Raw genomic sequence first — 16,686 nt, 5'->3', positions numbered from 1 at the left:
TCCCCTTACTTCTTTGTGAAATACCGCACGGCACTTTCAAACAATTTCTGATCTTTTTCTCCCGGAATATTCTGAAACAAGCCTGCTTCATAGCGTTCTGAATGCCCCATTTTTCCAATAATTTGTCCATTCTTGCTCGTAATGCCTTCAATGGCATAGAAGGACCCGTTTGGATTGTAGCGGCTGTCCATGCTTGGTTGCCCCTCAACATCCACATATTGGCTGAAAATCTGACCCTTGTCACGCAGCGATGCAAATTCTTCTGCTGTCACGACAAATTTCCCTTCCCCATGCGACACTGGAATGACATGAATATCGCCAACTTCCACACCAGATAGCCAAGGTGAATTGGTATTGGCAATGCGGGTTTCCACCATTTTTGCCACGTGCTGGTTGGCATCGTTGTAAAAGAGGGTCGGACTGGTAACACCTGCCTCTTCAAAATTACCATAAGGAAGAAGACCTGATTTAACGAGAGCCTGAAAACCATTACAGATTCCGATAATGAGACCCCCACGCGCGATAAAGGCATCAATCGCAGCCTTAATCCTTTCATTAAGCAAGATATTAACGATGAATTTGGCAGAGCCATCTGGCTCATCTGCCGCTGAAAATCCACCTGCAAAAAAGAGAATCTGCGCTTCACGAATAGATTGGACCATCTTGTCGACAGACTGGGCAAGACTTGCTTCATCCAAGGTCACAAAAGGCTCAAGACGCACCTTGGCACCTGCCTCTTCAAAGGCCTTGGCCGAATCATATTCAGAGTTGGTCCCCGGAAATACCGGGATGTAGACCAAGGGTTGACTGACGGTTTCTGTGCTCTCACGCACAAAGTCTCTCACGACTGGCGCAACTTCTGCCATTCTTCCTTCTTGTTCAAAGACCGTTGGATACACAGGTTCAAAGGTTCCTTCAAAACTGGCTAGTAAGTCTGCTAAAGGCATGGCAATCTCGTTGATGATGAGGCTGGCTTCACCTGTCGTCCGTCCGATTTTCACGCACCCGTCAATCTCATCTGGACTGGTAAAGACAAATCCCCCCAGCTGACCTTGTAAGCTCATCTCCAGCTGATCAAGATCCACTCTTGCTCCGATATGATTGCCAAAGGTCATGAGTGCAAGACTTTCTGCCACACCCCCATACTTGACTGCGGCAGCCGCTGTAATCCTATGTTTTTGTTGAATAGCGGTAAATTTTTTGAAATTTTCCTTAATCCTTTCAAAGTCAATATCTGCTGCAATGGCCTGACCGGGAATGTAATAGAGGTGCTCACCTGCTGCCTTAAACTCTGGCGACAAAACGCGACCGACGGTTGAAGTCGTCACTCCAAAGGCCACCAAGGTCGGAGGAACGGTCAATTCCTCAAAAGTCCCTGACATAGAATCCTTGCCCCCAATAGACGGCAAGCCCAGCTGAATCTGTGCTTCAATCGAGCCTAGTAGCGCCGCTACGGGTTTGCCGAAACGCTCGGCTTCTTTGTCCATCCGCTCAAAATATTCCTGATAAGAAAAACGTGCCTTTTCCCACTCACTACCTGTTGCCACCAAGCGACTGGTCGCTTCAATCACAGCATAGGCTGCACCATGATAAGGAGACCATTCCGCAATCAAAGGATTGTAGCCCTGTGCCATGACAGACACCGTTTCTGTCACACCATGCTCCACAGGTAATTTCTGAACAGAGCTTTCTGGCGGAGTGATTTGGTAGCGACCGCCTAGTGGATGATTGACGGTTGAGCGCCCGACCGAGCTATCAAACATGGTCTGCAAGCCCTTCTGGCTGGCATGATTCAAGTCAGATAGTAGGGTCTGCAAATCTTGTTTCAAGGTTTCTGCTGCTGTGATTCTTTGCTCTGGCACATCCTGTTGACTATCGGTAATCTGTGCATCCACCACCACTCGTACACCATTGGTATCAAGGAAGGAACGCTCAATATCAACAATCTTCTGCCCTTTCCAAGTCATGACAAGATTTGGCTTTTCGGTCACAGTTGCCACAGCTACTGCTAAAACATTTTCCTTAGCAGCTAGGGCGATAAAGACCTCGACATCTTCTGGACGAACCACCACAGCCATGCGCTCCTGACTTTCTGAAATGGCAATCTCGGTTCCATTTAAGCCTTGGTACTTGAGCGGTACCTTGTCCAAATCAATCTCCAGACCATCTGCCAATTCTCCAATCGCAACACAGACACCACCTGCCCCAAAATCGTTGGACTTTTTAATCAAGCGGGTCACAGCCTTGTCACGAAAGAGCCGTTGAATCTTTCGCTCTTCAATGGCATTTCCTTTTTGAACTTCCGCTCCCGCTGTTTCGACGGACTCCGCAGTCTGAACTTTCGACGAACCTGTCGCTCCTCCGACACCGTCACGACCTGTTTTCCCACCGAGGAGAATCACAATGTCACCTGCTTCTGGCTTTTCACGCACGACATTTTCACGCGGAGCAGCGCCGACAACAGCACCTAATTCCATGCGTTTTGCCACAAATCCTGGGTGGAAATATTCCCGAACATAGGTCGTTGCAAGGCCGATTTGATTACCATAGGAGGAGTAGCCGTGCGCGGCCGTTTTTGAGATGACCTGCTGTGGCAATTTTCCTGAGCGAGTTGCCGACAAGGGCTGTGTAATATCCCCCGCCCCTGAAATCCGCATGGCTTGATACACATAAGAACGGCCTGAAAGCGGGTCACGAATGGCACCGCCGATACAGGTTGCCGCACCACCAAATGGCTCGATTTCTGTCGGGTGATTGTGGGTTTCATTTTTAAACATCAAGAGCCACGGTTCTTTGATTCCATTGACATCGACTTCAATTTCCACCGAGCAGGCATTGATTTCATCGGAGACTTCAAGGTCGTCCAAACGTCCATTGGCTCGTTCATAACGGCCAAAAATCGTTGCCATATCCATGAGTGTCTGCGGCTTGTCCGCACGCCCCAATGCTCTTCTCATGGCAAGATATTTCTCATAAGTCGCCTGCAACTGATCTTGAAATTGTGACGCTGAAAAATCAATGCTACGCAATTCTGTCTCAAAAGTCGTATGGCGACAATGGTCTGACCAGTAGGTGTCCAAAACCTTTAATTCCGTTTCTGTCGGACAGCGCCCGATTGAGGCAAAATAATCCTGAATAAAGAGCAAATCCGCCACTTCCATGGCAAGCCCCTGATCTTTTTTATATTGAGCAAAGTCTGCTTCGCTATAGTCCTTGAACACCTCAAGCACTGGAATCACTTCAGCAGAGCTGGAAAAAGCAGGAACTTCTAAATCCTTTGTCACATCCTTGAAACGTGAATCAACAGGATTGAGCAAATAGGCCTGAATGACTGCAACATCTGCATCGCTCACATCCGCATTTAATAGATAGAGCTGAGCCGTCTTCACCGTTACGTGACTATCTGCTCCCAAGAGAAAGAGAGCCTCCTGACTGCTCGCTGCCCGCTGGTCAAATTGCCCAGGAAGCGCCTCAATGGCAAAGAAACGACTGTTTGCAAAGCTATCTGCCACCTCGCTATCGCTTAGAAGAATATCGGTCACCTTTTCTGAAAAAATCCGCTCCTCTGCTACAGCCATAAGCGTCTCACTCAAGCCAAACACATCATAGACCTGCACCAAACGCAGACTCGTAAGACTTGTAACTCCCAAACGTTCCTGCAACTCCCGCAGCAAGCTCTCTGCCTTTATTTGAAAACCAGCTTTTTTCTCAACAAAAATTCGTTTTTCCATCTTAATCCAACTCCTGTAACTTTTCCCACACGACCTGATAGACATCGGTCATCTCTCCAAGACCACGGCGAAAGACATCCTTGTCCATGTGATTGCCATCCGCATCCCAGAGCCTACAATTATCAGGTGAAAATTCATCCGCCAAGAGAATCTTACCGTCCTTATCCTTGCCAAATTCCAACTTGAAATCAATCAAAGTCAGGCCAATGTCTGAAAACCAAGCGGTCAACAAACGGTTAATTTTTCTTGTTTCCTCCTTGATGTAGGCGATTTCCTCTGTCGTTGCAAGATTTAAAAAAGCGACGTGCTCATCATTGATAAAGGGATCATCTAGCTCATCTTTTTTGTAGTAAAATTCGACAATCGGCTGCGCAAGCGCAATGCCTTCTGCCACGCCAAAACGTTTGGAAAAAGAACCTGCCGTATAGTTGCGTAGCACCACCTCAAGCGGGATAATCGCAACCTTTTTGTTCAGCTGCTCTGTGTCGGAGAGTTTTTCCAAAAAGTGGGTCGCAATGCCTGCCCGATTCAACTTGTCAAAAATCAAAGACGAAATCTGATTGTTCAGCCGACCCTTGCCGACCACTTCTTCCTTTTTCAAGCCATTAAAAGCTGTCGCCTGATCCTTGTAGCAGGAGATAATCACCTCATCCTCTTCTGTTGCGTAAATGTCCTTAGCTTTCCCCGAATATAACAATGACTGTTTCATATAATCGTTCGCCTTTACTTTTATATTTTTTGTATTTTGCTCTATTCTAGCACATAATATTCGCTTATTCAAGAAAATACAGGCGATCTCCCCCAATAAAACACAAAACGTCCGTCAAAAGACGAACGTTTTATTATAATTTACAAAGAAATAGACATATTAGCCCAAGCGCTTCTCAATATACTCAACAATATCTGCCAGCGTCTCAAATCCTTCAATCGCTTCATCTGGAATTGTAATCTGAAACTCATCTTCCAAGGTCAATACAAGCTCCATAACTTCAACAGAATCCTCTGCCAATTCCTCCTGCACAGCCAAGTCTGGATGAAGTTCCAAATCCGCTCCTTTTTCTTCGACGAGCAGTTCCTCAAGTCGCTGATAAATTTCTTCCTTAGTCACGAGATTCCTCCTCATCTGAAAACCGCTCGACCGATTTTTGGACAATATCGGCTTCTAGCATGGTCCGAATCTGACGAATGGTATGATAGACAGCAGCCGCATCACTTGACCCGTGTGCCTTGATAACAGGAGCTTTCAAGCCTAACAACACCGCACCACCTGCTTTCTTGTAATCAAGCGCACCAAGAGCAGATTTCAAGGTTGGTTTCAAGAGGAGACCTCCAATTTTAGCCAGTAGACCACCGTTTTTAATGGCAGAAGTCAACTGGCTGAGGATACTTTTAGCTGTTCCCTCAATCGTTTTTAAGACAGCGTTTCCCGTGAAACCATCGGTGACAACCACATCTGCCACCCCGTTTAAGAGCTCACGCGCCTCAACATTGCCGATAAAATGAATCGAATCATCTTGAGCAAGCAAGTCATAGGCTTCCTTATGAACTGGTGTTCCTTTTGACTCTTCGGTTCCATTGTTCAACAAGGCTACACGCGGACGATTAATGCCCCGTACATACTGGGCATAAAAGGACCCCAAAATCGCATATTGGTGCAAATGATGGGCCGTATTTTCTGCATTAGCCCCCAAGTCCATCATGTCAAAGCCTTTTCCATCCATGGTCGGCAAGGTTGAAAGCAGCCCAGGACGATCAATCTGCTTCAAACGTCCAACGACAAACACACCCGCAGCAAGGAGCGCACCTGTATTTCCAGCCGATAAGACCGCATCAGCCTCGCCTGTCTTCACAGCCTTTGTCGCAAGCACCATGGAGGCATTTTTCTTGCGCCGAATCGCTTTTACAGGCTCGTCATTGGACTCAATCTTCTCCTCCGTATGGATAATGGACACCCGATCCATACTAGTCAAGAGCGGCTTAATCTTTGCCTCATCTCCATACAACTGAATTTCAATATCTGAAAAAGCAGCAAGTGCTTGATTGACACCCTCTACAATAGCCTGTGGAGCATGATCTCCACCCATTGCATCAACAGCAATCCGTTTCATTTTAATTCCTCATTTTCTGTTTGTTTCATTAACTGCCCCCAAGAAGACAGCTCATCAATAAATTTCTTTGATTTTAGATGAATCCCGACATACTCATCGTAGATTTGATCGATAAAAAGGCGCAATTTTCGTTTCATCTCATCCTTGACCGAAATCCGCTCCAATTCCTCAAAAGAAATCGCCTGAAATTGGTCAATCAGATACAGCACATTAGGGTCAAGGTGCAAGCGCCTTTCATCCTCATGATAGTGTTGTGGACACAGTACCCCTGAATATTTGTAGGAATAGTCAAAAGGCAGGCCCACACGATGACAAAAAACACATTCATGCACATTCAGCGACACCCCAAATCGTCCCAATAACTGCACTTCAAAGATATTGGTTAAAATCTCATAATCGAGGCCCAACTCCATTAACTCCAAGGTCTTGACCAAGAAGGCAAATAAGGCCGCATCATGAATCGTATCCTGCACACAAGCATCTGCTAGAGCAAGCACGTAAGTCGCATAGCTCAAACGAAAAATATCTTGATTGAGTTGCCGAAAAGGCTGCACTTGGTGAAAATCCTCGATATAGCTCAAACCATCCTCATTGATTTTGACAATAAAATCCGCATAGGTCAAGGGCTGAATCGCAGCTGTCAACTTAGATTTGGCAGCATGTTTCACGAAAAACATTCGCTTTCCAGCTTGTTCCGTAAAGATTTTGACCAGTTTATCTGCTTCACGAAAATCTCGATTATACAGAACAAGTCCGCTCGTTTCAATCCGTTCCATCATTCATCATAAATTCTTTCAATCGTACCATCGCCTGCTCAATCGTCTCCATACTGGCCGCATAGGAAATCCGAATATAGCCCTCGCCGTACTGGCCAAAGGCCGCACCCGGGATAAAGGCAACTGCCTTTTTCCGTGCAAATTCCTGCAAGAAGCTAAAGGAATCCTGATTATAACCTTCTGGAATCTTGGCAAAGATGTAGAAGGCACCGTCTGGCTTGATGATGGTAAACCCAAGCTCCGTCATTTTCTCAATCAGATAATCCCTGCGTTTGACATATTTTTGACGCATCGGAAGAGCATCATCTTTTCCATTACGCAAGGCCTCCAAGGCACCATACTGCATGGCTGTAGAGGCTGCCGTCACCAAATACTGATGACTCTTAATCACCTGCGCAACAATCTCCGCACATGACATAATGAGTCCAATCCGCCAACCTGTCATGGCATGGGATTTGGACAAGCCTTGAATTAAAATCGTCTGCTCTGGCAAGTATTCCGCAATCGACACATGGGGCTCTCCCGTATAGGTCAATTCCGCATACACCTCATCGGACAAAACAAAGATAGGGTATTTCTTCAAGACCTCTGCAAAGGCCTCAATCTGCTTGCGAGAATAAGTCACACCTGTCGGATTGGCAGGATAGTTCAAGATTACTGCCTTGAGCTTGTCTCCCTGCTCGATGATTGCCCGCTCCAACATCTCAGGTGTCAAGACAAAATCATTTGCTGTCGTGTCAATCTCGACAATATCTGCCCCCACCATATTGACAATCGGCTCATAACCTGGATAAGCAGGTGCTGGAAGGAGCACCGTATCTCCTGGCTCCAAAATCGCCACCAAACTAGCAGACAAGGCTTCTGTCGCCCCAATCGTGACCAAAATCTCATTCATAGGATTGTAAGACAAGTTGTACTTTTCAGCGACAAATTCCGCTGCCGCCTGCCGCAACTCTAAAAGACCTGCCATGCCCGTATAATGACTTTTATTGGCATCGATGGCAGCCTTCGCTGCTTCCTTAACATGATCTGGTGTGGTAAAGTCAGGCTCTCCCAAGGTTAACTTTAAAATACCAGGAATATCTGAAATTGCCTGATCAAACTGCCGAATCATTGATACCTCAATCCGATCCAAATTCCGATTAAACCGATGACGTAACTCCATCTCTCACCTCTCCTATCCACTCGGCTCTTTCTATCAAGAAAGGCATTACTATATCACATTATACCACTATTTTCAGTTGAGACAAAGTTTACAACATAAGAAAAAGGCTGAAACATTCGTTCCAACCTTCCTTGCTTATTTGTCCTTCGCTGTCTCAAACAGAGGTGACAATGGACGTTTTTCATGAATTCGGATAATCGCCTCCGCCAACAAATCAGCTGTCGAAATCCGTTCAATCTTATCAATCAAACGCTCTTCAGGAATTTCAATCGTATCGAGTACGACCAATTTCTTAATCGCAGAATTTTGAATATTTTCCATTGCAGGTCCAGACAAGACGGGGTGGGTACATGAAGCATAAACCTCAACCGCGCCAGCTTCTGCCAAGGCATCAGCCGCATGACAAATCGTCCCTGCTGTATCAATCATATCATCGATGAGGATACAGGTCTTGCCTTCGATGTTTCCGATAATATTCATCACTTCAGAAGTGTTCATCTTGTCAACACTACGACGCTTATCAATAATCGCAATCGGTGTTTTCAAGAACTGTGCCAACTTACGCGCCCGTGTCACACCACCATGGTCAGGAGATACCACCACATATCCTTCACCAACCATTCCACGACGCTCAAAGTAATCCGCAATCAAAGGAGCACCCATCAAATGATCCACCGGAATATCAAAGAAACCTTGAATCTGCGCAGCATGCAAATCAATCGTCAGCAACCGATCAACACCCGCAATTTCTAACATATTGGCAACCAATTTAGAAGTAATCGGCTCCCGCGCACGTGCTTTACGATCCTGACGTGCATAACCATAATAAGGAATAACGACATTTACTGACTCTGCAGATGCCCGTTTCAAAGCATCTACCATAATCAAAATCTCCATTAAATGATCATTTACTGGAGAACTAGTTGATTGAAGAATATATACATGTCTCCCGCGAATAGACTCTTCAATATTCACCTGAATTTCACCATCTGAAAATTGACGAACGGTAGACTTCCCTAAAGAAATCCCCATTTTCTCTGCAACCTTAGCCGCTAACTTTTGATTCGAGCTAAGGGCAAACAACTTTATGTCAGAAAACGCCATGACAGCCTCCTATTTATTTCTACCTTACTATTTTAACCCTTTTTAAGACAATTTTCAATCAAAAATAGGAGTGGGACAGAAATCGGTAACTCATAAGAGTTCGATTTCGTAGACCTCACTCTCTAGTTTCTAGGATTAGGTATCAACAGTTACTCCCCTGACTATCTTCGCTTTCGAGTTTCTAGGCTCGGGTATTAACAGTCTACTAGACTGTTAATATATACGTCAACCTGCTCAAACTATAAAAATAAGGAGGTTGGGTACTTCTGTCCCAACCCCTACAACATTTTTGGCTCATTTGCAATCTAATCATAAGAGTAACTATATAGAACTACAGCGTTTTTAACCTTTTTCCACTGCGAATAATACTCTTTTCAACTAGAACATCCATAGCATCAATGGTATTAATCTCTTCATTAATCGCTAATAAACTCAATTCTGTACAAGCAATAACGCCCACAATATCATCTGTACAATACCGCTTTAAAATGTCTTCAAATTGATCTGTTTCTAAATTGTTTGTCGCTTTGATTCCATAAATGATATCTGCCACTTTATACATATCTTCTGACGAAAGAGGCTGTACCTGTATACCATGCTTGGCGGCATATTTGTCATAGACTTTAGAAGTCACGGTCCCAACTGTTCCAAAAACGACAATCGTACTATTACCTCTTTTTTTCACTTCTAAAACCGTTTCTTCAATCATATTGATGATTTGCAAGTCTGTAAATTGGCTAAATTCTTCAAAATAATAATGACTGGTATTACAAGGGATGGCTACTGTATCCACTCCTAATTGTTCCAGCTTTTCAAAATCTTCCTTGATAGCTTCTAGGAATTCCTCACCTTGTTCTTCTATAATGCATGTAGTTCGATCAGGTATAGTAGCATGATTTAAGACGACCAAATCAATATGATCGTTATCTTTCTTCGCTTCTGTCTGTAACACTATTTTTTCATAAAATCTTACAGTCGCTAAGGGGCCCATGCCTCCTATAATCCCTAATTTATACATTATTTCCTCCTGAACATTTTATTGACTACTTTTCCAAGTAACTTTTGGTTAAAGAAAAGCCATGGCCTGATGTCTGATATTGAAAAGATGGCTGGAGCCCATTTTTTAGAAAAAGAAATTTTTAAGGATTTCAGAAGTCCCACTTGACCTGTCTTCCAGTAATGCCAGATGGCAACCACATCCTCAAATCCATAAATAAAGGCATAATTTGTATTATAGTCAATATATTTGTAATCTGATTCCTTCAACTGTCCCGTCAAATCAAGATAGGCAATATAAGGCATGTTGAGGCCCACCTTATAAATCATATGATTAAAGTTGGTTGTCCGAGCATTGATTTCAATGAGATAAATTTCCCCAGTTTTGTCATGCTGTTTAAATTCAATTTCTCCAAATCCTCTATACCCAATCGCTTCCAAAAATGGTTTAGAAATATCTACCAATTTCTGATTATATTTTTGAATTGTAAAAACAGAAGCACCAAAGTTAATCGGCCACTGACGCTGTTTTTGAGCTGTCATGTAGTGGCTTGTCTTTCCAGTTCGATCAATATGAAAATCGTAAGTTAACATGCAGTCATCAAATCCTGGAATGATTTCTTGCACAAAGACATCTATGTTATTCTCTTTTGCTTTCTGAATACCACTCTTCAATTCATCTTCATTGTGGCAAATAAATACCTTATTTCTGAAGATTTTTGTAAATACGACTGTATCAAAGGGCTTAATAATACAAGGAAAACCAAGTTCGTTCACAACTCTTTCGAATAGCTGCTCATCTTGCGAATGGATAGTAGCAGGAACTCTCACTCCATGTTGGTGAGCAATATCATGTAGCACCCATTTGTCCAATAGCTGGCTGTTGAGCCCCTTAGCTTGACTGATTAAATAATATTCCTCTAGTTCATCATAATAGCGATCAATAAACTCAACATATTTATCGTGAGAAGGCAATAGTACCGGTTTTTCAGCTTGATGCTTCCCATACTCAATCAAATCTGATAAGGTTTGTTGCTCATTTTCATTGAAATTCGCCACTTGCAAAAATTCACGGATATATGTTGACTTTGCACCGTAGGAATCTTTAAAATCATAATCACATGCTACAACATCTACTCCTTCTCTTCCCAAACATCTTATAATACTTAAACCGATATAATAATTACACCCTAAAACAACCGCTTTGTTCATATCTATCATTCCTTACATGTTTATCAAAACACCCCTTTCTTCCAAACACAAGTAACTACTAAAAGCACGTAAATTCTCCTTCAATAAACGGCTCACTTGTGTACGGAAAGGGGAGTTAGGATAGGGAGTCTCACATTCTTGCAGGAAAGAGTCCCTCATCTTAAAAATCTTAGCTTTTCAACTGCTTAAAATTTAGGAAATGAAATCATCTTATTCACGTTCAAATTTCTTCCTAATTAAAATACTGTTCATACCACTTTAGAAATGCATAAATAGTATACACCTTACGACCATTATTTTCTACATTATTGTAGTGATCATCCAATAGACCATTGATTTGTTCAACATCAAAGAACTCACCTACAAAGTCCTTGTTGAAGGTCTCCTTAACGATATTATAGTATCTTTCTTCCTTAATCCAATTGACAAACGGTACAACAAAACCAAGTTTTCTTCTCTTAGCCCAGCTTTCTGGTAATTTATTTTTAGCCGCTCTTCGGAAGGCATACTTAGTTGTTGTTCCATTAACCTTATGTTTGACTGGAATAGTTCGAGCTAATTCCCACATTTTTTTATCGAGTAGGGGTACTCTCAATTCAATCGAATTTGCCATTGTCATTTTATCGGCTTTCAATAAAATGTCGTCAACAATCCACATATTCATGTCCAGATATAGTTTTTTCGAAACATCATCCATATCTTTCACTTCATCATAATATTTTTTCGTTAAATCACTTGATTTTACAGAATTTTTATATTTCTCTTGCAAAAGGGTGTTTGCTTGGTCGTCAGACATGATTTCAGCCTGTCCAATATATCTATCTTCAACCTTTTGACCATATTTTGTGATGATAGACTTACCACGAAAATGTGGTTTGTCCTTCAATTTTCTGTACAACAACTGTCTTAACGAGAATGGAAGAAGTTTGTAGACTTTTTGTGGCAAGGCTTCTTCATACTCATTATAACCGGCAAATAATTCATCAGCACCTTCACCCGATAGAACCACTTTCACCTGTTTCGAAGCTAATTTAGATAGGAAATAAAGCGGAACGGCTGAAAGATTTGCATGAGGCTCATCTGAAAAATACTGCACTTTTTCGATACCTTCAAAAAACTCATCTGGACTGATAATCTTAGAATAGTTTTGAATGCCAAGAGTATCTGATAACTCTTTCGCATACATGGTTTCATCAAATCCTTCGTTGTCAAAACCAACAGAGAAGGTTTTATTCGGAAGTGCAGTCGCTACTACATAACTAGAGTCAACACCACCAGATAGGAAAGAACCAACCTCTACATCACTAATTTTGTGGTATTCAACTGATTGTTCAACTTCTTTTTCAATCTTTGAAACTGCTTCGTCAAACGTAAGATCTTCATAGTCTAAACTAATGGTATAGTATCGCTTGATATCCAGTTTCCCATTTTGATAAGTATAGTAGTGGCCTGGACGAAGTTTTTTAACTCCTTTAAAGAAGGTCTCCTCCAAAGGATTGTATTGGAACACTAAGTAATGTTTTAGAGCTTCTTCATTTATCTTCTTTTCAAAATTAGGAAAACGCAAAAATGATTTAACTTCTGAACCAAAAATAAAATCTTCTCCCAAAACACTGTAATAATATGGTTTAATACCAAAATGATCCCGCGCGCCAAACAACTTTTCTTGTTTGCTATCCCAGATCGTAAAGGCAAACATCCCTCTTAATCTAGATAAAATTCCTTCCTCACCATATTCTTCATACCCATGTAAAATTACTTCTGTATCTGTATGAGTTTTGAAGTGGTATCCTTTTTGGACTAAATCTTCCCGAATCTCTTGATAGTTATAGATTTCACCATTAAAAATAATAGCGATATCGTTTGATTCATTTAAAATAGGCTGTGACCCCTCGTTCAAATCAATAATACTCAAGCGTCTGAAGCCAAAGTTAATCCCTTTATCAAAATAATAGCCATCACTATCTGGCCCTCTATGAGCAATTTGGTCACTCATTTCTTTCACGACATTTTTATCCGTTATCGTATTGCTATAGAATCCAACAAATCCGCACATACTTACTCCTTTGTATACAACTGCTAATAAATCATTTCTCTAAAATAAATAAAATCCTGAAAAGACAATCCTTTTCTGGACAACACGAATACAGCGTCTTTCCTCAGACGGCATTTCTCGTACTTTACTTATGACTACTTCACTCGGTTCTAAATGAAGACTCCAGCATAAGAATCAAGATATATCTATAACCAAGTCACCCGCTTATTATATAATTTTGACCTGTTTTTGTCAATTGAATCACTTCTATTGGAAGGCTTCCTCTAGGCTCTATCGACATTTTATAATAAGGAAAACGACTCCCTTATCAATTGTTAGATAAAAAATACATCATCTGAATGAGAGAATCGATAGAATAAACTCATTCAGATGATGTTGTGTTATACATGATACTAAACTTTGTGGATTTTCTCCAAAGAGTTACTCTGATTAAGGATAGATATACCCAGTAACACCTGTTGGAACAAACCAACCACGGTAGTTTCCAATCCCTCTAGGATCCGCATTATAGCCATCTCCACCATAGTTTGCTTCCATAACTTGGATTTGATTTCCATTAACAGCAGTCACTACTGCTACGTGTCCCCAATAAGTGTTGTTCCAAACTGCAACAGCCCCTACTTTAGGAGTCGAACCGATACTAAAACCAGCTGCTTGGGCACTATGCAACCACTGTCCTGCATTCCCCCAATAATTTCCTACCCAAGGCGCAAGCGTCTTAACACCCCATGTACATTGACCCCATGGATAAGTATTGTTTGAATCATATGTAATCTTTGGTTGTGGAGCACTTACTGAAGGTCCAGATGTATCCGATGATGGATTCGAAACTACATTAGATACAACTGGCTGTTGTGATTGTGATACGGCTGCTTGGGCTGCCGCTGCTTGTTGTGCTTGATAAGCCGCCTGAGCTGCTGCCGCCGCTTGGGCTGCCGCTTCAGCCGCTGCTTTTTCTTCAATCAAGGCTTGCTTTTCATCTTCTGCAGTTGCTTTTTCAGCAGCCAAGTTTAACTGCGCTACTTTCAATTCTGCTTGACGAGCCTCTAATGCCTTTGCATCCTCATCAAGTTTACGAAGATTAGCTATAAGAGTATTGATTGCTTCTTGATTTGATTTTTGTTTTTCTTCAATCGCTTCTTTATCTGCTTTTTGTTGCTCGAGCATACGGTTGTTTGCTGCAACAATTTCACGCATAGCATTCACACGAGACAAAGCATCCACGATTGATTTAGAATCTAAAATAGTGTTGATATAGCTAGTTGCTGAACCGTCTGTTTGCGCGCTACGAGCTTGTTTTTTCAAGGCTTCATCGCGTGATACAATATCACCAGCTAATTTTTCGATTTCTGCACTAAGAGCTTGAGTTTCAGCTTCCAAACGCTCGTTTTCAGCTGTCAAGCTAGCTTGTTCTGCAACAATAGAGTCAACTTGCGCTTGGACTGCATCAACCTGCGCTTGGGCAGTAGCTTGTTGGCTCGTAATTTCTTTAATTTTATTATCTTGAGCTGCAATCTTGCTATCTGTATCATCTGCTTTAACATCCAATACATTTCCAACAGTTGTTAAAGCGATGGTACTCACTAGCAAACTTGCTAAGATTTTTTTCTTCATAGGTTCGTTAAACTCCTCTATTCTTTCTGACTATATCATTCTACCAAAAAAATCGCGTAAAAATATTACGCGATTATTACATTTTTATGTCTTATTCGTTATATAAAAGAACTTCTCTAATACAGGCTGTAACATCAATAATAAAAGAGAATTAAAGACTAGGGTAGGCACCAAACTATAGACCACGAAGATAAACATGGACAAATTGGACACTTCAAATAGACGAGCAGATAAGAATGCCCCAAACTCCACCACAAAGATGACAACTAATAAAATGATATGATTGGTCACTCGTTTAAACCTTAAACTCTGATAGAAATAATCAATCAGATAAACAGCTAGTGGGAACAAGGTCACAAAGATGCCTATGATATTCAAATAGTAAATATCATACAAGAAACCAATAATCGTAAAGATCACAACATTGTAAAAAGTAGGAATATAAAGAACGGAATACAAAGCCATTATCAATAAAAAGTGACTCGATACAGTGATAATGCCAGGTGTCAAATTAATAAATAATGTAGATAACTGCCCATCTATCACAAAAGCTAGCAACAATAGGAGGGGAATTATGTACTTCACGTAATTTTTCATTTTCCATCTCCTACGACCAAAACGGAATAAATATTGGAAAAATTCGCAGTCGGCTCAACGTACAACTCACGAATTAAATCACTACTACTGGTCTTAACGGATCTGACTTTCCCAACTTGAATATTAGACGGCGTAGCACCAGCTAAATCACTTGTAACAACATTGCTACCAACTGCAATGTCCTCGGCGCTATTTAACTGACTAATAATAAAACTATTGGTATCCGTATCGTATCCTGTTAAAATACCATAAATATTGGTATTTCCTGCTGCAATCTTGACAGGAATTTTAGTCACTTTATCCGAATTAGATAGCAACTTGACATCGGTCACATCATCGTAAAGATGCTCAATTGTTCCGACCAAACCACCGTTTGCCACCACTAGCATTTCCTCAGTCAGACCATCTTTTTTCCCTAAATCAATTGTCAACTGCGTATTCCAAGAAACTGGTGTCCGCACAGATACCAACCCGACAAGAACATGCTTATCCGCATACCGATCTGTCATCCCAAGAGTTTCTCTTAAGCTAGCATTTTCCTTTTTTATCGTGTCCAACTCCGCAATTTGACCTTCTAATGAAGCCAAAGATGCTTTTAATTCCTTATTCTCATCATAGGTCTCGATTAATTCTGTCATCACATCCCGTTGTTCGGAGAAAAAACGAATGGGTTTGGAAAGGAATCGGTTCACATAGGATAGAGAAGTGTGAACACCATTTGAAAGATAAGGAATATCCAATCGCTTATTGACCGTCAAAAACAATAAAGAGAAGGACAAAACCAAGAGCACTGAACTTACAACAATCAATTTCGCAACTTTATTCATTTCTTATCTTACCTAACCTCATACAACCCAAGCAAATTTTTATACAATAAAACGAGAATATCATTCGATAATCTCGTTAAACAACGGAGAATAAGGGATTCGAACCCTTGCGCCAGTTACCCGACCTAACGATTTAGCAAACCGTCCTCTTCAGCCTCTTGAGTAATTCTCCATTTATAAATGGGCACGAGTGGAATCGAACCACCGACCTCACGCTTATCAGGCGTGCGCTCTAACCATCTGAGCTACGCGCCCAAACATGTGTTTGGTTTTTGGACACTATCCAAAAGCGGGTGACGAGAATCGAACTCGCGACAACAGCTTGGAAGGCTGTAGTTTTACCACTAAACTACACCCGCATTTATTCCTAAAAAATGGCGCGAGACGGAATCGAACCGCCGACACATGGAGCTTCAATCCATTGCTCTACCAACTGAGCTACCGAGCCATATCCACAATCAAATTGCGGGAGCAGGATTTGAACCTACGACCTTCGGGTT

13 protein-coding genes and 4 tRNA genes are annotated in these 16,686 nt (G+C 41.8%); all 17 read right to left on the bottom strand.

Features of this window, described 5'->3' with window-relative positions; translation table 11 throughout:
* Positions 1-5: 5 nt before the first annotated feature.
* Complete coding sequence (locus BU202_RS09475) at positions 6-3,731, bottom strand: phosphoribosylformylglycinamidine synthase (RefSeq protein ID WP_075105539.1); 3,726 nt, start codon at positions 3,729-3,731, stop codon at positions 6-8.
* A gap of 1 nt (position 3,732) precedes the next feature.
* The gene (purC, locus tag BU202_RS09470; protein ID WP_075105538.1) at positions 3,733-4,440 is read right to left on the bottom strand and encodes a phosphoribosylaminoimidazolesuccinocarboxamide synthase; all 708 of its coding nucleotides are present in this window, start codon (positions 4,438-4,440) and stop codon (positions 3,733-3,735) included.
* A 159-nt stretch (positions 4,441-4,599) separates the two neighbouring features.
* Positions 4,600-4,839: a phosphopantetheine-binding protein gene (locus tag BU202_RS09465; protein WP_075105537.1), complete on the bottom strand. Its 240-nt coding sequence runs from the start codon at positions 4,837-4,839 to the stop codon at positions 4,600-4,602.
* Entirely contained in the window at positions 4,832-5,839 is a 1,008-nt protein-coding gene (gene plsX, locus BU202_RS09460) for a phosphate acyltransferase PlsX (RefSeq protein WP_075105536.1), read from the bottom strand. Before plsX ends, BU202_RS09465 begins: the two co-directional genes overlap by 8 nt.
* Positions 5,836-6,615, bottom strand: coding sequence for a DNA repair protein RecO (gene recO / locus BU202_RS09455; RefSeq protein WP_083605795.1), 780 nt, complete (start codon positions 6,613-6,615; stop codon positions 5,836-5,838). Before recO ends, plsX begins: the two co-directional genes overlap by 4 nt.
* Positions 6,602-7,780, bottom strand: a complete 1,179-nt coding sequence (locus BU202_RS09450) for a pyridoxal phosphate-dependent aminotransferase (RefSeq protein WP_075105534.1) — start codon at positions 7,778-7,780, stop codon at positions 6,602-6,604. Before BU202_RS09450 ends, recO begins: the two co-directional genes overlap by 14 nt.
* Before the next feature lie 135 nt (positions 7,781-7,915).
* Positions 7,916-8,884 carry a ribose-phosphate diphosphokinase gene (locus BU202_RS09445; protein ID WP_075105533.1) on the bottom strand — a complete coding sequence of 323 codons (969 nt, stop codon included), beginning with the start codon at positions 8,882-8,884 and terminating at the stop codon, positions 7,916-7,918.
* A gap of 331 nt (positions 8,885-9,215) precedes the next feature.
* The gene (locus BU202_RS09440) at positions 9,216-9,902 is read right to left on the bottom strand and encodes an aspartate/glutamate racemase family protein (RefSeq protein ID WP_075105532.1); all 687 of its coding nucleotides are present in this window, start codon (positions 9,900-9,902) and stop codon (positions 9,216-9,218) included.
* Entirely contained in the window at positions 9,902-11,092 is a 1,191-nt protein-coding gene (locus BU202_RS09435) for a carboxylate--amine ligase (protein ID WP_075105531.1), read from the bottom strand. Before BU202_RS09435 ends, BU202_RS09440 begins: the two co-directional genes overlap by 1 nt.
* Positions 11,093-11,324: 232 nt before the next feature.
* Positions 11,325-13,148: an asparagine synthase (glutamine-hydrolyzing) gene (gene asnB / locus BU202_RS09430; protein ID WP_075105530.1), complete on the bottom strand. Its 1,824-nt coding sequence runs from the start codon at positions 13,146-13,148 to the stop codon at positions 11,325-11,327.
* Between the two features lie 429 nt (positions 13,149-13,577).
* Positions 13,578-14,762, bottom strand: coding sequence for a peptidoglycan hydrolase PcsB (pcsB, locus tag BU202_RS09425; RefSeq protein ID WP_075105529.1), 1,185 nt, complete (start codon positions 14,760-14,762; stop codon positions 13,578-13,580).
* Positions 14,763-14,846: 84 nt separating this feature from the next.
* Positions 14,847-15,359 carry a rod shape-determining protein MreD gene (gene mreD, locus BU202_RS09420; protein ID WP_075105528.1) on the bottom strand — a complete coding sequence of 171 codons (513 nt, stop codon included), beginning with the start codon at positions 15,357-15,359 and terminating at the stop codon, positions 14,847-14,849.
* Positions 15,356-16,186 carry a rod shape-determining protein MreC gene (mreC, locus tag BU202_RS09415; protein WP_075105527.1) on the bottom strand — a complete coding sequence of 277 codons (831 nt, stop codon included), beginning with the start codon at positions 16,184-16,186 and terminating at the stop codon, positions 15,356-15,358. Before mreC ends, mreD begins: the two co-directional genes overlap by 4 nt.
* A gap of 84 nt (positions 16,187-16,270) precedes the next feature.
* A tRNA-Ser gene (locus BU202_RS09410) sits at positions 16,271-16,358 on the bottom strand.
* A gap of 9 nt (positions 16,359-16,367) precedes the next feature.
* A tRNA-Ile gene (locus tag BU202_RS09405) sits at positions 16,368-16,441 on the bottom strand.
* A 33-nt stretch (positions 16,442-16,474) separates the two neighbouring features.
* Positions 16,475-16,545, bottom strand: a tRNA-Gly gene (locus tag BU202_RS09400).
* A 16-nt stretch (positions 16,546-16,561) separates the two neighbouring features.
* Positions 16,562-16,634, bottom strand: a tRNA-Phe gene (locus BU202_RS09395).
* Positions 16,635-16,686: the final 52 nt, after the last annotated feature.

The organism is Streptococcus cuniculi (assembly GCF_001921845.1).
Lineage (GTDB): Bacteria > Bacillota > Bacilli > Lactobacillales > Streptococcaceae > Streptococcus > Streptococcus cuniculi.
The sequence above is the reverse complement of the archived record's forward strand: the minus strand, read 5'-3'. Positions and strand labels throughout refer to the sequence as shown.